Origin of the sequence: Vibrio sp. 10N.247.310.24 (assembly GCF_041467175.1) — a bacterium.
GTDB lineage: Bacteria > Pseudomonadota > Gammaproteobacteria > Enterobacterales > Vibrionaceae > Vibrio > Vibrio tasmaniensis_A.
Genome location: NZ_JBFSUD010000056.1, coordinates 1 through 17,595 on the forward strand (window position 1 = coordinate 1; position 17,595 = coordinate 17,595).

Below are 17,595 nucleotides of genomic sequence, written 5' to 3' on the forward strand. Positions count from 1 at the left end.
GAAATACGCGAAACGGGGTTGTTCTATCTTTAAATTTAATTACGCAACAAAGCCACTATTTGCATTAAATTTACATTCTTTGCATTCGTAAAGTTTTGTAAAGACGAGCTGACGAGTCGTTAACCTGCAGTTAAAAGAAACCAATTCAATACAGTCATTTAACGAGCACTTGAATTAAAAATCGGCTCTCTGCGCCAAACTTTTTGAAACACCGCCATTTGCGCAGTCAATGTAATAAGCAAACATCTATAACAAAATCCTCTTATCTTATTTATTACCTTCAGAACGACGATTTCTTGTATAAAACACTCGATAAATGTAAAGGACTGGTGAATTATTTTGTTTTATTTTGTTTTATTTGAACAATTATCAGTGATTATGATCACATCTGTAATTCCAAACTCATTTTTTGTTTTTCGATTTAATCAACCGACTGCTAATCTCCTGCTCACTTTGGAAAGGTATCAAAGTTATAAATAATAAGGAGTGTTCTAAATGAATACCAAGAAACCTATGTCTCTGACTGGCCGAGTTATCCTCGGTATGGTCGTAGGTATATTAACGGGATTTGCCATTCAATCCCTTTTTGCAGACAGCGGATTTGTTAACAACTACATCGTTAACGGACTCTTTGAAGTAGGCGGACAGATCTTTGTCGCCAGTTTAAAAATGCTTGTTGTACCACTCGTCTTCGTTTCACTCGTGTGCGGTACAAGCTCTCTTAAAGACTTATCAACTCTTGGCCGTATGGGGGGCAAAACACTTGCACTTTATATCGGTACAACTGCTGTAGCTATCACTCTAGCACTGACTATCGGTAATTTGTTCCAACCTGGAGCGGGTGCGGATCTTACGGCTGCGAGCTCTTTCAAATCAGCTGATGCTCCTTCTTTGGGCCAAGTCATCATCGACATGTTCCCGACCAACCCTATTCAGGCGATGGCTGAGGGCAAAACGCTACAAGTTATCGTATTTGCTGTGTTGTTTGGTATTGCAATCAGTGCAGCGGGTAAACCAGGTGAGCGTATCGCTGCGGTTTTCTCTGATCTAAACGAAGTGATCATGAAGCTAGTTGCGCTACTAATGAACCTTGCGCCTTACGGCGTATTCTTCTTAATGGCGAAGCTGTTCTCTGGCCTTGGTTTAAGCGCAATTTGGAACCTAGCAGAATACTTCTTAGTGCTTGCGGGTACCCTACTTCTACACGGTTTGGTTACCTACAGCGCGATGCTTAAAGGATTCACAGGCCTAAGTCCGATTACGTTCTTACGTAAGATGGAAGATGCAATCATGTTTGCGTTTTCAACTGCCTCTTCGAACGCAACGATTCCAGTAACAATGGAAACGGCTAAAAACCGCATGGGCGTAGACAACAAAGTCGCTTCATTCACCGTACCACTAGGTGCAACAGTGAACATGGATGGCACAGCTATCATGCAAGGTGTTGCAACTGCGTTTATTGCACAAGCTTACAACATCGACCTGACTATGGGTGATTACCTAATGGTTATCCTAACAGCGACATTGGCGTCTGTTGGTACCGCAGGTGTTCCTGGTGTTGGTCTTGTTATGCTAGCGATGGTATTGAACCAAGTTGGTCTACCGCTTGAAGGTATTGCTCTAATCATGGGTGTTGACCGCCTTCTTGATATGATTCGTACCGCTGTAAACATCACAGGTGATAGTGCCGTAACTATCATCGTTGCTAAGTCTGAAGGTTCTCTTGATGAGTCTCGCTTCAATGACCCGGCAGCTGGTGAGAAAGAAGAAGAAGTTAAGCTAGCACGCCAACAGGCATAATCTAGCTTCTCTGTCGCTCTTATCTCCAAGCTAAGGCGTAATTAATGGCTATGCCTTAGCTGATCAATGAAAAGCGTATAAACAAAAACACCACTGCATCTGCAGTGGCGTTTTTTATTGGGTTCTCTTTGAGCCGAAACGATTCAACTCTCATCTATCTTCTCGTTACAGGGGCTGAGCGTTGAGTGCCGAGTCTAACGCTTAATCTACGATAGGAAACATAAGGTTCACTCTAAGTCCCCCACCTTCTCTGTTCTCAGCGGTAACATGCCCATTCATCACTCCCATGGCTTCCTTAACGATCGCGAGTCCAAGACCGTAACCACCAGACTGTTTATCTCTGGCTGACTCGATGCGGGTAAACGGGTCAAAGATATCTGCAATCTTGTTATCTGGGATACCTTCACCATCATCCTCCACAGAAATGACACTGTAACGCTTATCATTGACCTGCCCATAGGTCTTGACGACAATATCCGCATTGCCCCCTGCGTATTTGATCGCATTTCCTACAAGGTTACTGATCACCCTCAAAAGTAGCCTCTCGTCAACATTAACCATTGATGTTGCAGTTTCCAAATCACCAGTCAAAGTTTGATTAGGTTTCAAGTCATTTTGCATCTGTACAATTAGCATTGAGCAATACTGCTCAAGATGCATTGGAGTTAACTTAGAATCATAACGAGAGGTTTCTAGCCGGCTGAACTCAAGAATTTCACCCACCAGCTTATTCATCTCTTCCGTTTCGCTTTCCATCCGTTCGAGTAAACCCATACTTTTTTCATCGACCTTACTACGTAGTAAATGTAATGCGAGATTCTGCCTTGCTAACGGTGTCCTCAACTCATGTGATACATCACGAATCAAACGACGCTGCTTTTCAGCCAGAGACTTAATCTCAAAGGTCATATGGTCAAAATCATTGGCAAGCTCATTGAATTCACGTGTAGTTGAATCCAACTCAGACACAACACTCACTGAAAAATCTCCTTGTGCGAGCCTTCGACTGGCCTCCCTTAAACGATCGAGTGGCTGCTGCAGACTTTTCGCCATAATAATGGAAAACAGCGATAACACGATCAAAGCAATCACAACTTTCAGCGCGTAGGAATACGGTGCAAAGGATTTTGCTGGATGAAACTGGCCTGGCAGTTGGATCACGAGTGTATTGCCGTTATCAAGTGGCAAGCCGAAGATAGGCTTACTCACACGATCACTGAGTTGATGGTCTAATGTACGCAGGTACTTCAACTTAAATTCAAAATGCGGATGCATGTGTCGGTGGGTAATAGGTCGGTTGTTTTCATCGATAATGAATAAATAATAACGTTGGGCATTGCCCCAGTCGGCAAGCTCATCCATGTCCCCTTCTTCGATCAGTACATTAGCTTGATAAGCCAAATCCAACATTTCAGCTTTGACAGGTTCAGGTACCTTCAACAAGGCTTTCATCAGCGCTCGTTCTGCGACACCTTGAAGGATGAGGATACTGACTAAAATCACGGTCAGGCAACTGAACAGCTGAAACGTTAAGCCATCCTTACGCTTGATAACGAAATCAGGGCACCGTAGAAACCAGTTACTCATACTCCTACCGACTCTAGGTAGCTGTAGCCTTGACCGCGCACAGTTTTAATATGTTGCTTTGATAAGCCAGCCTGCACCAATTTTCGACGTATGTTGCTGATATGCATATCTAGATTACGGTCGAAGGGGCACAGCTCTTTCTTCAAGACATGTATTTGCAAGTCAGATTTTGATACAACGATGCCATTATTTTTGATCAGATAATCGAGCAACTCTTTTTCAGTGCCCGTTAAAGGTAAACGGGTAAGTTGCTCGCACAAACCTTGATTAGATGAAGCCATTGATTGTCTTTGTCGCTCAAACCCAACTCGGCGTAAGATCACCTTAATCCGGGTCAAAAGCTCAGGAACATTGAAAGGCTTAGCGATGTATTGATCTGCCCCGGCTTGATAGCCATCTAGCATGGAGGCATCATCATTAAGCGCAGTTAGCATAAGGATAGGAGTAGCAAAACGCTGACAAATACGTCTTGCGACTTGAATACCACTTAAATTGGGGAGCATCACATCGAGTAAGACTAAATCAACAGGATTTGATTGAATAAACTCTAGAGCTGATTCACCGCAATGAACGGTATCAACGTGATACCCTTCATTTTCCAACACTTCACCCAGTAACTCACACAACTGAATATCATCATCAACAACTAAAACACGAGACATTTCACACACCGATAAATAAGAACTGTTTGCATTCTAATTATCGTTATTATTGATTTCAATTATAAAGTGCGTGATTTCCTCTATAGAAGAAAATCTTTTTCAATCGGTACAAATTTTGAGGCAGAATCGATAAGATTTTGAGCTGTTAACCCAGGAACGCCATACACTTCAACAGGCTTTCCAAAACGCTCTTTGATTCGCTCTACCAAGATTTCAAAATCACCGTCTCCTGATACCAAAACAATCGTATCAACCGTCTCCGCAAGCTCTATCGCGTCTAACGCGATACCGACATCCCAATCCCCTTTGGCGCTACCATCACGACGCTGAATAAACGGTTTTAGCTTCACATTAAAACCAACACCACGAAGGATATGGTGGAATTGACGCTGTTTAGGATCTTGACTTGAGATTGCGTAAGCATTGGCTTCGACAACGTTACGTCCTTCCGTGGCAACATACCAAAACTGGTTATAGTCGAAGTTAGAACGGTATTTATCGCGTGTTGTATAGTAAACGTTCTGAACGTCGACCAAAATTGCTATGTTTTCCATAAATTCATACCTTTAGATTTTCCGTATACCCTATTCTATTCACTTCTAAAATGCGAGTCGCTTTCTTTAATAAAAATGAACTCATTAGCTATGCTTAACGTAGTTGTTATTGGCTTAACGTAGTTGTTATTAACTTAGAGCTTGTTTGGGTTTATCGAGGAAGGTGGAACATGAAGTACCGACAAATAATCAGATCATGCCTCGGCAGCGACACCATTTACTCAGTATTGAGACGTTGCTGCGCGGCAATAGCTAACGCAGCCATAACTAAGGCCGCGATAACTAAGGCATCGGTAACAAACGTAATTTCCAAAACACTGAACGCTTTAATAACAAGCACGGTTATGTTTATGATTCTGTCAGTCAACTCGTTACACGCCTACCCAGCCTACTCTCATTCCAAAGCTCTGCCACACCGCAGTGTTATTTATTTCGCTCCAACAGATGATTCGATCGTAAAAGAGTTTCTCAATGAAGTCTTGATTAACAATTGTCAATTGGACGAGCGAGATGTAGTAATCATGGTCATCGCAGAAAGCGGCTACACCGTTCCTGCATGGTTAGTTGAAGAATTTAAATTGGATGCAGTGACTAACAGTTATGGAATACCCAAAGGTTCACACACTGCCGTGTTGATTGGTAAAGACGGGAAAGAGAAACATAGGTGGAGTGGTAAAACCGACTGGAGTTTAATCACTAATATTATTGACGAAATGCCCATGCGCCAACAAGAAATGCAGCGACAGAGTAGCCGCTGCAGTATTTGATTCTTAGTCAGCTAAGCTTGATCATCAATCACTTAAGCTTGCTTGTTAAACCAAGCCAGTTTTTCATGAAGCTGAGCAACACTTCCAACCACAATCAGTGCAGGGCTCTTTGCAACGCCAGCAAGATCAGCTAGGTCACGTAGCCCACCTCTAAACACTTTCTGCTCTTGGCGAGTGCCATTTTCGATAATCGCAACTGGCATGTCTTCTCGCATACCGTTATCGAGTAAATTCTTCTGAATATTAGGACTCTCTTTCAAGCCCATGTAAAACACGATCGTGTGATTGTGTTGAGCAAGAGAACGCCAGTCAATATCTTCGCCATCTTTCTTCAAATGACCCGTAATAAACTGTACGCTTTGCGCGTGGTCACGGTGAGTCAATGGAATTCCCGCATATGCGGTCGCTCCTGCGGCTGCAGTAATGCCAGGAATCACTTCAAATCTCACGTCATTCTCAGCTAACGTTTCGCACTCTTCGCCACCACGGCCAAAGATAAACGAATCACCACCTTTTAGACGCACAACGTGCTTGTCTTCTTGTGCTTTGGTCACCAATAGTTGGTTGATCTGATCTTGTGGCACGCAGTGATGATCGAGCTTCTTACCCACATACAACATTTCAGCTTCTGGATTAGCCATCGCTAAGATATCTTTTGATACCAAGCGGTCATAAACCAAAACGTCTGCTTGTTGAATCACTCGTGCGGCTTTTAGTGTAAGTAAGTCTGGGTCGCCCGGACCTGCACCTACCAATGAAACAAATCCATTGCTTACTTCTTTAACATTCGATGACGATACTTCTGACATTCTGCGCTCCGAAGGTTTGCTTGTTTTATCTCAAGCTTCAATCTATGTGATAAGTCACTGTATTCATGATGACTTATCAAAATCCTTAACTCTTAGACTATCAGGTGTTGAAATAAATATTCAGTCTAAATACTAACGAAGATAGAAATAATTATAACAAAACAATCTATTGCGGATGTTTTGCTCAATAGCAAACAACGCATCTATGATAACTAAGATGTTGTCTGCCCGAGAATACACTGACAGCTTTCAAACTAAAAAAGCCCCAAACACGTTGTTGGGGCTTTCAATCTCATACTAACTTACGTTTACCGTATTACTTCGCGCCTAGAGAAGGAGCTGTTTTAGCATGAGTCAGGTATAGAGGAACACACGTTAACAGTAGGCCACCAACGATGTTACCTAAGATTGTTGGGATAAGGTTGAAGTTCAACCATGTCGCGATACCGAAGTCAGCGCCAAGAATCATACCCAGTGGGAATAGGAACATGTTTACAACTGTGTGCTCAAATACAAGTGCGAAGAAGATGAAGATCGGGAACCACATCATTGCTACACGACCAGCAACTGTACGTGCAGTCATGTTACCAATCACACCTAGACAAACCATTAGGTTACAGAAGATGCCGCGCACGAAACATGTGATCCAGCCGTCCATGCCCATGTTTTCAAACCCTAGGCTACGACCTGTAGAAACAGCAATGAACTTTTGAGCAACTGCGTTTGGTTCTAAAGAGAAGTTACCTGTAAGTGAAATTGCCACTAACACTGCAACAATTAAAGAACCGATAAGGTTACCAAGACCAACAAGACCCCAACAACGTAAAATACGACCCCAAGTAATACCTGGACGGTTATCAAATTTCGCTAAAGGAGCAAGGCCAAATACACCGGTTACTAGGTCATAGCCCATTACACTTAGAATGACGAAGCCCACAGGGAACACAAGAGCGCCAACAATACCAATGCCTGTTTGCACGATAGTCGTGATTGCCACTACAACAGCAAGAGAAAGAATGATGCCTGCCATTGTGCTTCGAATCAGTAGATCACGAGTACTTGTTTTCGTTTTCGCTTCACCTACATCGATCATTGTTTGAACGAATTCTGCTGGTTTAAAATCAGTAGACATAAGATTGTCCTTAAAAAGTTAAAATTAAAAGTTGAAATCGGATAGGAAAAGGTTCTAATTGCCGAATTAAGGCAATGTCGATAACTAGAACCCTTGATCTATCAAATCTTGCTAAGTAACTGTGTCGAAGTTTCGAACTAGCTATGGTTTCGAACTAACTATGCTGAAACTTCTACAGCACCTTTAGTAACGCGAGCTTTATACGCTTTTACACTGAAGCTCTCGTCTTCCATGCACACACCTGTTGCTAGGTTAAAGCGTTGCTTCTTAAGTGGGCTTGCCACCCAAAGCTCACCTTTGTGCTCAACCGTTAAACCGCGAGATAAAACGTTTGATTGAAAAAACGGGTCAGTGTTACTAATAGCGAACACTTCTTCGGCTTTAGTTGGGCGGAAAATAGCCACTTGCTCACCACCAACCAACGCACAAACACCGGTACCTGGAATAATGTCTTCGATCTTACAAACTTTGGTAAATGCCATGATGTCGTCTCCCAATTAAACCAGTTCAACGTGAAGGATATCGCCCTTCGCTTCTGGGTGTTTTTCTGTGAATGTTGCTGGGCGGTGTTGTTCTCGGCCATCGTCAACAAACACAACGTTTTCATCACGGTCGTCAGCATTGATGAAGTGTGAGAAGCGCTTAAGTTGAGCTTCGTCGTTGATAGTGTCAGTCCACTCACAAGCAAAGTTACCCACAAGGCCAGCTACGTCCGCTTCAAGTTGGTCATTGATGCCAAGCTTGTTGTCGACAATCACTTCACGTAGGTAGTCAACACCACCCTCTAGGTTGTCCATCCATACCGAAGTACGTTGTAGTGGCGCAGCCGTGCGGATGTAGAACATCATGAAACGGTCGATGTATTTGATCAGCGTTTCTTGGTCTAGGTCGCTTGCAAGTAAGTCTGCGTGACGAGGCTTCATACCACCGTTACCACATACGTACATGTTCCAACCTGCGTCAGTCGCGATAATACCTAAGTCTTTACCTTGAGCTTCAGCACACTCACGAGTACAGCCAGACACACCAAACTTCATCTTATGAGGAGTACGGATGCCTTTGTAACGGTTCTCGATCATCACACCTAGGCCAACTGAATCTTGAACGCCGTAACGACACCAAGTTGAACCGACACATGTCTTAGCCATACGTAGCGCCTTCGCGTACGCTTGACCTGTTTCGTAGCCCGCAGCAACTAACTTCTTCCAGATTGCTGGTAAGTCATCTTTTTGAGCACCGAATAGACCGATACGCTGTGCACCTGTGATCTTGGTGTACAGGTTGTATTCAGCCGCTACATCAGCAAGAACGCTTAGTGCTTGAGGCGTTACTTCACCACCTGCCATACGAGGGATAACAGAGTAAGTACCGTCTTTTTGGATGTTACCTAGGAAGTTATCGTTGGTATCATGCAGTTTCACTAGCTCAGGCTTAAGGATGTGCTCACCCCAGCAAGAAGCAAGAATAGAACCCGCTAGAGGCTTACATACTTCACAGCCGTAGCCTTTACCGTATTTCTCTAGTAACTCATCGAATGTTTTGATTTCTTCGATACGAATCAAGTGGAAAAGCTCTTGGCGAGAGTAAGCAAAGTGCTCACATACGTCGTTCTTCACTTCAACACCGGCTTTAGCAAGTTCAGCGTTCAGTACTGAAGTCACAAGTGGAATACAACCACCACAGCCAGTACCAGCACCAGTTACTGCTTTGATATCACCAATTGTATGGTGACCTTCAGCAACGGCTTGTGCAATCTTGCCTTTAGTTACATCGAAACAAGAACAGATAACGGCAGTTTCTGGTAAAGAATCCGCGCCAAGTGTTGGCTTTTCAGCACCCGCGTGAGCAGGAAGAATCAATGCATCTGGATGCTCTGGCAGGTCGATTTCATTCAGCATTAGCTGAAGAAGATCACCATAGTCAGACGTATCACCGACCATTACCGCACCAAGCAGCTTCTTGTTGTCTTCAGAAACGATTAGTCGCTTGTAAATTTCTTGTTCTTCGTTTTGGTAAACGTAGCTCTTACAACCTGGAGTGCGGCCGTTAGCATCACCGATAGAACCTACTTTCACGCCAAGAAGCTTAAGCTTCGCAGACATGTCTGCACCTTCAAATGTGCTTTCGTTACCAACAACGTGGTCAACCGCAACGGTCGCCATTTTGTAACCAGGAGCCACTAGACCGTAGAACGTTTGGTTCCAAGATGCACACTCACCGATAGCGTAGATATCTTTGTCTGTCGTTTGACAGTGATCGTTAATCTCGATACCACCGCGAGGCGCAATACCTAGGCCCATTTGACGAGCAAGTTTGTCTTGTGGGCGAATACCAGCAGAGAATACGATGAAATCAGTTTCTAGCTCTGTACCGTCTGCAAAACGCATTACGTTACGAGCTTCAGTGCCTTCAGGAGCAATTTCAAGCGTGTTCTTACTTGTATGAACGTTTACGCCCATACGTTCGATTTTTTGACGAAGTTGATTACCACCAGCAAGATCAAGCTGCTCTGCCATAAGCTTGGGAGCAAACTCTACAACGTGAGTCGTCACACCTAATGCCTTTAGTGCACCAGCCGCTTCAAGACCAAGTAGACCACCACCAACAACAACACCAGACTTTGAGTTCTTTGCCGTCGCTTCGATAGCTTTTAAGTCTTCGATAGTACGGTAAACAAAACAGTCTTTACCTTCGTGGCCTTTAATTGGCGGTACAAACGGGAAAGAACCAGTCGCAAGAACAAGTTTGTCGTATTGAATTTCACGACCAGTGCTTGAGTAAACTGTTTTCTTTTCACGGTTAACGTTGATAGCACGTTCACCGATCAGCATGTTGATGCCGTGTTTCTCGTAGAAGCCTTCTTTTACCAAAGAAAGTTCATCTGCAGTATGGTGTGAAAAGTAAGAAGAAAGGTGCACACGGTCATACGCAACACGTGGTTCTTCACAGAACACCGTGATGTCCATGTTTGCAACATCTGTCTTCTCGACTAAATCTTCGATATAGCGATGACCGACCATCCCGTTACCGATTACGACTAGCTTCATCTTGCTCATAAGAATTCCTGAAGGTTATATATTTCTTAACTGAGCGAATAATGAATTATGAAAGAAAATGAAAATATGATGTAAATCAATTACGAAAACAAACTACCCTAAAGGGGTAGAACAAAAGAGGTAGATATGCTTAATTAACAAGCAAAGCAAACGAATAACCATAGTTTACATAGGGTTTAGCGGGGTTTTATATACACTTCAGTGCATTAAGAGGAATGTTGTAAAGTTTCACAATAGGTTACCAACAATGTAAGTAAATGACAATCATTTTCATTTAGGTTCTTATAAATATATATAGAAGCCTATAAATACATGTAGAACACCGTTTGCGTGAAAAACTATGTGTAATTGTGAAAACCACTCCTACCTATTCGGAATGTAAACAAAGCTGTTCGCCCTTTAATGTCGTGATGAATTCAGTTTATAGCTTGGGTCATCGGTTTGTTTGCTTGATCTAACACAAGAACCCTTTTGATTCACATGTGTGATGTAAAAATCAACTTCCAACCAAACCCTGAATAAATTAGCATTGTTGAAAATAATTCTTATTTAATAGAGTGAATACGATGCGCCTAATTTTACTAATCCTATCTATTATTGCAGCCCCTGCGTTTGCTGAAACAAAGGTCATCAAACAAGTGATGGACATGAATTCTGAAAACATCGACAAGATGTACCAATTCATTCCTGATTACGTAGAAATCGAACCTGGTGACAAGGTGCTTTTTAAAGGAACCGTTGGCTCTCATACTGCTCATAGCATTCAAGGGATGCTTCCTGACGGTGCTAAACCTCTTATGATATCCGGGTCAAACGCTCAGGAAGTCACTTTTGATAAGCCCGGAGTTTATGGCATAAAATGTAAAGTACATCACCGACACGGAATGGTGGCACTTGTGGTTGTTGGTGATCCTAGTGTTAACTTAGAAGAAGCTCGCACCGCGGCCAAAAAACGTGTGAGTCGCAGAGCTCAGAAAAAGATGCAAGGCTTGCTCGATCAAGCAGAGCAAAAAATTCAATAACCTTTGTCCCTGTCTTGAAGCATCAGCTCTCTGTTGATGTGTGATAGGAATGCTAGCCTGAAGACAGGCAAGGGGTCAGTAACAAGAAGAAACAGCGCCGAATTGGCGCTGTTTCTTCTAACTTATCTAACTTAGACATTGTCAAATATTCCGCACTAAACGTAAAAGCAGATCAAACTAGCCAACCCGTTCTAAATGAAACTCCGACAACCACAAACAAAATTGAAATAATGGCCACTGGCACAATGTGCAGCGCCATATCAACCAAGTTGTCCTTCGATAGTTTCGGAATCACACGAAAGCGTGCGTCTAGGGCTAGCAATACCGTCAGAGACAGCAACGTCAATTTAGCGGCAATGCCATGAGCCAGTGGAATAGACATATCAAACCATAAGTTAACGTCCGGCAATATGTGATAAGCGAGCATCAACCCAGTCACCACTTGAACTACCAAAGCAGGTATTCCCACCTTTTCGTACCCTTGCTCAAATTCCAATAACATTTCTGGAGAACGGTGTTTCAAGACTTTAGGAAGGATAACGACGCTGAGAATAATGTGCCCTCCCGTCCAAATGGTGGCAGCCAATACATGCAAAACCAATAATACGCCAAACATAAACTTCCCTTACACAATGTTACGTGGTGCAAAGGAGAACCCTTCAAACTCACGCTTATATTTTGATTCGCCAATTTTCTTTATTTTGGCGACGCCCATTTTGTAGTTGTAGTTACCACTGATTTGGTCAACTACCCTTGTTGTTAAAGCATTCGCTGGGTTCTTCATGTCCATCATATTGCAATACAACACACCTTTTTTCGTGGCTGAGGTGACAATCGCAACGGCTTTAATCTCCGCGTAATCCAGTTGAATGTGACCATTTTTCATTAGGTTACTAAACTGAAAATCGTCTGACTCGATACCCAGAATCGTATCTTTAAAATTGGCCACCCGCTCCGAGTACACCAGTACTTCATCTCCGGCTTCTATGCCCCGTTTGTCCGCATCTTCCGGGTGTACTTCAATCCAGTTTTCAGGCCAACGATGAGTGATGTAAGGCCTGCGTTCGGTATCATCAAACCCTGACTGCCAAATCTCGTTAATACGACCATTCGAAAACCATAACTCGTCCTGTTTTGGGGTAAGCCAACGATGAAAATCACTAAACAGATCCCAAGGATGTTTTTGAAGATTGACCTTCCCCGTCTGACTATTAAATTGAGTGAGCTGTTTACGCATAATATTGGCGCCTTGAGGGCCATCTTGCAGCCCTTTATCGACCAGATCATCCCAACTCATTTCAGTGTCATGTAGGCGCTTAGTGCCAATCAGCTTTTTGGTGTCATAGTTATAAAAAACAGGCCCTTGGATCCCTTCGGTACCAAATTCAGCGAGCTTTTGATGAAGAGTTTTTCCTTCAGCATGTGCTGCGACTTTAATCATATTGAAATCTTTACGGCTACCACGGCTAAATCGTGATGACTCTTCAGCTACATCATTTGAGTTTTGCCAATCAAACCCATCGTACCCCATTCGCGAAGCCATTTGAGCAACAATCCACCAGTCTGGCTTAGCCTGACCCGGCGCATCAGCGAACTTTTGGTAAAGGCGTAGACGACGCTCACCATTAGCGCGCATGAAATCCTCTTCCCCCCAAGTCGCGGCCGGAAAGATGATATCAGCGAATTGTTTACCAATAGGATCACGTAAATAAATATCTTGATTGATGACGACCATTCCACCGGAATCTGCACGCTTTTTGAGTGTATCTATAATGTGCTGTTTATCACGTCGCATCGCTTGGTGAGGATTACGTGTTGTTAAGTCAGTGAATTTCTCTTTCAACCCATAACTACCACACATAGCTTGAATCCATGTTGTACCAATGACATGGGCCATACGGGAATGCCCGGAATAGAGATATCTATCGGTGTCTATTGAGCGCCTGCGCCTACCTGCGACTTTTTCAGGTGACTTATTCCTTGGTAGTTTCCCACCGGCTAGTCCACCACGTTGATGCCCACCAAATCGACCAATCACACGCCCTTCTCGGCCACCAGTACCGATTATCGTTGCAAGGGAGGCGATGGCGTTGGTATTCCCGGTATTATTCGACCAATAAAAGCCCTTCTCTATACCAATTGAGGCTTTAACTCGTTGACCGTTGACTGGCATTGCCAACATCTCAGCGGCTTTGTGGATCTTCTCCACATCAATACCCGCGATCGATGCGGCATACTCAGGTGCGTACTCTTTCTGCTCCAAATTCCATTGCTTATAATCATCAAAGCCATTCGTTTGGAATTTGCCCCAAGTGGTTCTCCATTGCCATGGCGTATTACGAGTACCCTGACCAAAACCTGAGCTCGATTCCCATTTATTATTGACCCAGTTTTCAATCCACTCATTGTCTTGCCAGCCTTGCTCTAAGATCACTCGAGCAATTGCACCAATCACAAGATTATCGCTACCGGGATTAATATCGAGGTGCAATCCACCTTGAGCTTTAAGCCACGCTGTTCCAGCGGTTTCACGAGGGTTCAAAATCACGGTTTTCATCCCACGATGCACCGCCGGCATAATAAACTGCGTAAAGATGATGGTTTTTGTCTCATACGGATCTGTTCCGCAGATCATCAAAGTATCTGCCGCGCCCCAATCATCATAACTTGGAGCAAAATTATCAAAACCCGCATCTCGAAATCCTGGGGTTGCGGTGACATCTGACGGCGTATCATGAAACGAAAAATTCGCGGTATTGACATGACGCAATGCATACTTTGTTATCGCGTAGGTGTTTTCAATATACTGATAAGAATAGGTTTTCACGCAGTAACTGTTTGAACCGTGCATATCAATCACATAACGGCCGACTTGGGCTGCTATATCCAATGCGAAATCCCACTCAACTGGTTGCAACTGTCCATTAATTCGAACAAGCGGTTGCTTCAATCGATCTTTGGTTGGTGTTTCTGGGTTATAGAGCTTTCTTGCGAGCAGTCCACCACGAACCGAAGAATCACCGCCTTTATTGACGACTTGTATGTCTTTATCCGCTACCACCACCACATGGTGTGGTTTGCCATTATGCGAAATAATATTGTGTTGCTGTGGCGAAACCCAAGCTTGCAAAGCATGAACCGGGAAATCGACACCAAATGCATTTTCACTTGCAGCAGGGCCACCGGAAGGGCTACTCACAGGCCAACGATAGACTTTGTAACCACACGCAACAATACAATAGTCACACGCTGTTGTGATGACTTCCGCACTAGCAGGTGGCAGTAATGTACTGGTCGGTTGCAGATACTGGCTGTTTAAAGCTGATTGATCGTTTACAGCCAATTTATCGTTAAAAGAAAATTGAGTCATCTAGCTAACCTCCACATCGATCAGATTTTCCATTCGACCAAAGATCAATCCCATAACCCCGACCGCATAGATATCATCACCTTCTAGCTCCAGCAGTACTTGAGGTAAGCTCTCAAAGGCTTGACCCGATACCATAATGCCATGGCGACGTAAATCAAATGTAGACAGGTGGAATGGACACTGCCCGACAATGCGATGCTCCCCTGTTGCTTTATAAGCACCGGTTAAAGGCCCACCTTGATGAGTACACGTCATCGAGTACGCCACAATATCGCGCTGTAACCCTATCCCACCGCCACATTCGATGTCGGATTTAACCAGCATCGCAATCGAGTTTTTTCCTTCATCTGGATATTGAAAGTGAACCGGAATGTGGTTACTGAGTTGACTTAACTTTGCGATTTTCTTACGCGGGTAACCGACAATACGACCTTCTACCTGAGTTTCAGAATCAGTCCCTGCAAATAAGGTCAGAGGAACCATAGAGACGGCAGTGGCTGCGCCGGAATAAAGTAAAAAATCACGTCGTGACATCATGCATTTGTTGTGTCGTTTACTCGAATTTTGCTCTGAGTTGGCGATCATTTCTCTGCTCCAGCAAGTTCTTCTTTAGTAAATAGCGGTTGGTATTCTGGAATGGTTGGCTCTTCAATAAAAATCTGTTCACCTGAAAATGCTTCGATAAAACTCAGTAAGTTTTTTTTATCTTGCTCCGTTAAACCGAGAGGTTGGATCAAAGCAGATTTGGTTTTAGGGTACCCAGTAGTGCGCCCGTCATCCGCCACACCACCTCGATCGTAAAAATCGATCACCGCTTCTAAAGTTGGAATAGTGCCATTGTGCATGTAAGGCGCTGTGTATTTTGTATAACGTAGGCTTGGCGTGCGAAACTTACCTAACATCTCTTTACGTTTAGCACGAAAGTAAGCACCGGGATCGGCCTTTGTAGTGCGGTACATCTCTTCGGTGACACCTTTAGAATAAAGCTCAAATCGAAACGTTATCTGTGCCAGTCCATCATCATTCCACCAAGGGCTTGGCGGCACGCCAATGTTGTAGAATTTCTGGTCAGATGCCAAAGCCCCGTTGTGACAAGCAATGCAATTCGCTTTGCCCTCAAACAGTGCTTTACCCTTCAATTGGGACTCAGACAAAGCGGTTTTGTCACCGAGTAAATAGTTGTCTATTGGTGTGTCACGTTGAATCATCGTACGTTCAAACGCGGCTATAGCGCGCCAAGCGTTGTGTATTTTCGGAGTATCATCACCAAACACTCGCTTAAAACGTTCAACATACTCAGGTACTAAGGTTAAACGCGCTTCCATGATGTCATCTTCACCATTACCCGCGACCGCGCCCTTCGCAGCATCTTTGGCTTGCGCTTCCAATGACATAGCGCTGCCCGCCCAGAAAAATTTGTCATAATAAGCCGCATTAATAATCGTTTGGCTATTACGCCAATGTACCGTACCCGGATATCCCATGGATAAATCATCAGGAAAACCCCAGCCCTGAGATTGAATATGGCAACCAGCACATGGGCTAGTCGTATCGCCACTTAGCCGACCGTCATAAAATAAGATCTTTCCCAACTCAATTTTTTCTGGTGTTTGTTTATTATCCGCAGGCACAGGCACCTCCCCTAGAGGCTCAAGCTGTACCTTTGCATTAACAACATTGGGAAGCCCCGTCATCCCAATAAGAATAAAGAGTGCTGCCTTTAATACAGAGCGTTTAGTTACGAGCATTTGACCAATCCTCCGTGTATTCGTAGCCGAAGTCATAGTCTAACCATTCGTATTCTTCGCCTATAAGGGCGTCTCCAGATAACGATTCCAAAAAAGCCACCAGCGCCTTTTTTTCATAGTCCGTTAGGGAAAGCGTGGTGAGTCGAGAGTCTTTGTTTGAGTCTTCGCCACCACCTTGATTATAAAATTCAACCACATCTTCAAGCGTGGCAAGCATGCCATTGTGCATGTACGGCGCAGTTTGACTGAGCTCTCGCAGCGTTGGCGTTATGAACTTACCGCGATCGCTACCATCCGCTTTATGAGTTTGAACATGCGCACCAACATCGCGCTTTAACGTTAAGTAATCTTGCACACCCATAAACATGTTGTAGGCAAGAAAAGATTGATGTCGCATGGGGTCTAAAAATATCTCATGATTTTCTGGCACTCCGGTATTGTGTGCCTTTCCGTCCGAAAACAGCGCGCCACTATGGCATTGGCTGCACCCCGCTTTGCCTGTGAACAGTTTTTCTCCCTGGCTCGCTAAGTCGCTAAGCTCACCCTTGTCAAAAGGGACGTTTTTCGAAGTCAATGTTTTTAGGTATTCAGGCAGAGCTTTGCGTACTCCGTCATTTGACGGTTCTCCAAGATTGGCCGCTTTAAACATCTCGACGTATATTGGGTCTTGTTTGAGGCGTTCCTGCATCAAACGCATGTCCATATTCATCAGCCAGTCTTCAGTGATATTTTCCCGCACCACATCGTTTAGGTTGGTGCCAATACGACCATCGTGAAACCACACCTCTTTATAGGCTGTATTAATAAGTGTTGGAGCATTGCGAAATCCATCACTCCCCGTATAGGCCGGGCTCAACGGTTCAGGGTAAGAAAAACCATTAGACGGAATGTGGCAACTGGAGCACGATATCGAGTCGTCCCCAGACAAGCGCGTATCAAAAAACAGTCGTTTACCGAGTTCTGCCTTCGCCGTATTTATACTTATAGGGGGCAGAGCGGCGTATAGAGTTGCAGAGAAAAGGGCACACACTCCTACCAAGCTTTTTAGTGCGATGCTCATCGACATTCCTTCGGGGTTACTATCATCT

15 protein-coding genes are annotated in these 17,595 nt (G+C 44.0%); 3 read left to right on the forward strand and 12 right to left on the reverse strand.

Going from position 1 to position 17,595, the window contains the following annotated elements:
* Positions 1 to 495 precede the first annotated feature (495 nt).
* On the forward strand, positions 496 to 1,800 hold the full coding sequence (locus AB6E08_RS16290) for a dicarboxylate/amino acid:cation symporter (RefSeq protein WP_009845411.1): 1,305 nt from the start codon (positions 496 to 498) through the stop codon (positions 1,798 to 1,800).
* A gap of 201 nt (positions 1,801 to 2,001) precedes the next feature.
* Here AB6E08_RS16290 and AB6E08_RS16295 read toward each other — a convergent pair whose 3' ends face one another.
* The 3 genes from AB6E08_RS16295 to AB6E08_RS16305 all read right to left on the reverse strand — a co-directional run bounded on the left by AB6E08_RS16295 (position 2,002) and on the right by AB6E08_RS16305 (position 4,603).
* Positions 2,002 to 3,387: a sensor histidine kinase gene (locus AB6E08_RS16295; protein WP_017102100.1), complete on the reverse strand. Its 1,386-nt coding sequence runs from the start codon at positions 3,385 to 3,387 to the stop codon at positions 2,002 to 2,004.
* A complete protein-coding gene (locus AB6E08_RS16300; RefSeq protein WP_009845413.1) occupies positions 3,384 to 4,049 on the reverse strand; it encodes a response regulator transcription factor in 666 nt (221 codons plus the stop codon). The genes AB6E08_RS16295 and AB6E08_RS16300 overlap by 4 nt, the downstream gene beginning before the upstream one ends.
* An 80-nt stretch (positions 4,050 to 4,129) precedes the next feature.
* Positions 4,130 to 4,603, reverse strand: coding sequence for an NYN domain-containing protein (locus AB6E08_RS16305; RefSeq protein WP_009845414.1), 474 nt, complete (start codon positions 4,601 to 4,603; stop codon positions 4,130 to 4,132).
* Positions 4,604 to 4,881: 278 nt separating this feature from the next.
* Between AB6E08_RS16305 and AB6E08_RS16310 the strand changes: the two genes are divergently transcribed.
* Positions 4,882 to 5,370, forward strand: coding sequence for a DUF4174 domain-containing protein (locus AB6E08_RS16310; RefSeq protein WP_372065378.1), 489 nt, complete (start codon positions 4,882 to 4,884; stop codon positions 5,368 to 5,370).
* A 32-nt stretch (positions 5,371 to 5,402) separates the two neighbouring features.
* Here the strand turns inward: AB6E08_RS16310 and cobA are convergent, their stop codons facing one another.
* From cobA to nirB, 4 genes are all read right to left on the reverse strand, one after another.
* Positions 5,403 to 6,179, reverse strand: coding sequence for a uroporphyrinogen-III C-methyltransferase (gene cobA, locus AB6E08_RS16315; RefSeq protein ID WP_371709600.1), 777 nt, complete (start codon positions 6,177 to 6,179; stop codon positions 5,403 to 5,405).
* A 316-nt stretch (positions 6,180 to 6,495) separates the two neighbouring features.
* A complete protein-coding gene (locus AB6E08_RS16320; protein ID WP_012600575.1) occupies positions 6,496 to 7,311 on the reverse strand; it encodes a formate/nitrite transporter family protein in 816 nt (271 codons plus the stop codon).
* A 158-nt stretch (positions 7,312 to 7,469) separates the two neighbouring features.
* A complete protein-coding gene (gene nirD, locus AB6E08_RS16325) occupies positions 7,470 to 7,793 on the reverse strand; it encodes a nitrite reductase small subunit NirD (protein ID WP_009845418.1) in 324 nt (107 codons plus the stop codon).
* 15 nt (positions 7,794 to 7,808) lie between these two features.
* Positions 7,809 to 10,367: a nitrite reductase large subunit NirB gene (gene nirB, locus AB6E08_RS16330; RefSeq protein ID WP_017098594.1), complete on the reverse strand. Its 2,559-nt coding sequence runs from the start codon at positions 10,365 to 10,367 to the stop codon at positions 7,809 to 7,811.
* A gap of 566 nt (positions 10,368 to 10,933) precedes the next feature.
* Between nirB and AB6E08_RS16335 the strand changes: the two genes are divergently transcribed.
* Complete coding sequence (locus AB6E08_RS16335; protein WP_102257981.1) at positions 10,934 to 11,389, forward strand: plastocyanin/azurin family copper-binding protein; 456 nt, start codon at positions 10,934 to 10,936, stop codon at positions 11,387 to 11,389.
* 172 nt (positions 11,390 to 11,561) lie between these two features.
* Here the strand turns inward: AB6E08_RS16335 and AB6E08_RS16340 are convergent, their stop codons facing one another.
* Genes AB6E08_RS16340 through AB6E08_RS16360 form a run of 5 tightly spaced genes read right to left on the reverse strand, consistent with a single transcriptional unit; the run spans position 11,562 to position 17,567 of the window.
* A complete protein-coding gene (locus AB6E08_RS16340) occupies positions 11,562 to 12,005 on the reverse strand; it encodes a CopD family protein (RefSeq protein WP_371707957.1) in 444 nt (147 codons plus the stop codon).
* 9 nt (positions 12,006 to 12,014) lie between these two features.
* Entirely contained in the window at positions 12,015 to 14,759 is a 2,745-nt protein-coding gene (locus AB6E08_RS16345; RefSeq protein WP_371707956.1) for an arsenate reductase (azurin) large subunit, read from the reverse strand.
* Positions 14,760 to 15,344: an arsenate reductase (azurin) small subunit gene (locus AB6E08_RS16350; protein WP_065680018.1), complete on the reverse strand. Its 585-nt coding sequence runs from the start codon at positions 15,342 to 15,344 to the stop codon at positions 14,760 to 14,762.
* Positions 15,341 to 16,507: a cytochrome-c peroxidase gene (locus AB6E08_RS16355; protein ID WP_371707955.1), complete on the reverse strand. Its 1,167-nt coding sequence runs from the start codon at positions 16,505 to 16,507 to the stop codon at positions 15,341 to 15,343. Before AB6E08_RS16355 ends, AB6E08_RS16350 begins: the two co-directional genes overlap by 4 nt.
* Positions 16,494 to 17,567 carry a cytochrome-c peroxidase gene (locus tag AB6E08_RS16360; RefSeq protein ID WP_371707954.1) on the reverse strand — a complete coding sequence of 358 codons (1,074 nt, stop codon included), beginning with the start codon at positions 17,565 to 17,567 and terminating at the stop codon, positions 16,494 to 16,496. Before AB6E08_RS16360 ends, AB6E08_RS16355 begins: the two co-directional genes overlap by 14 nt.
* Positions 17,568 to 17,595 lie beyond the last annotated feature (28 nt).

Coding starts and splice junctions, on each gene's coding strand:
- AB6E08_RS16290 (WP_009845411.1), top strand. CDS start 496: ATGAATACCAAGAAACCTATGTCTCTGACTGGCCGAGTTATCCTCGGT.
- AB6E08_RS16295 (WP_017102100.1), bottom strand. CDS start 3,387: ATGAGTAACTGGTTTCTACGGTGCCCTGATTTCGTTATCAAGCGTAAG.
- nirB (WP_017098594.1), bottom strand. CDS start 10,367: ATGAGCAAGATGAAGCTAGTCGTAATCGGTAACGGGATGGTCGGTCAT.
- cobA (WP_371709600.1), bottom strand. CDS start 6,179: ATGTCAGAAGTATCGTCATCGAATGTTAAAGAAGTAAGCAATGGATTT.
- AB6E08_RS16360 (WP_371707954.1), bottom strand. CDS start 17,567: ATGAGCATCGCACTAAAAAGCTTGGTAGGAGTGTGTGCCCTTTTCTCT.
- AB6E08_RS16355 (WP_371707955.1), bottom strand. CDS start 16,507: ATGCTCGTAACTAAACGCTCTGTATTAAAGGCAGCACTCTTTATTCTT.
- AB6E08_RS16305 (WP_009845414.1), bottom strand. CDS start 4,603: ATGGAAAACATAGCAATTTTGGTCGACGTTCAGAACGTTTACTATACA.
- nirD (WP_009845418.1), bottom strand. CDS start 7,793: ATGGCATTTACCAAAGTTTGTAAGATCGAAGACATTATTCCAGGTACC.
- AB6E08_RS16350 (WP_065680018.1), bottom strand. CDS start 15,344: ATGATCGCCAACTCAGAGCAAAATTCGAGTAAACGACACAACAAATGC.
- AB6E08_RS16340 (WP_371707957.1), bottom strand. CDS start 12,005: ATGTTTGGCGTATTATTGGTTTTGCATGTATTGGCTGCCACCATTTGG.
- AB6E08_RS16335 (WP_102257981.1), top strand. CDS start 10,934: ATGCGCCTAATTTTACTAATCCTATCTATTATTGCAGCCCCTGCGTTT.
- AB6E08_RS16320 (WP_012600575.1), bottom strand. CDS start 7,311: ATGTCTACTGATTTTAAACCAGCAGAATTCGTTCAAACAATGATCGAT.
- AB6E08_RS16300 (WP_009845413.1), bottom strand. CDS start 4,049: ATGTCTCGTGTTTTAGTTGTTGATGATGATATTCAGTTGTGTGAGTTA.
- AB6E08_RS16345 (WP_371707956.1), bottom strand. CDS start 14,759: ATGACTCAATTTTCTTTTAACGATAAATTGGCTGTAAACGATCAATCA.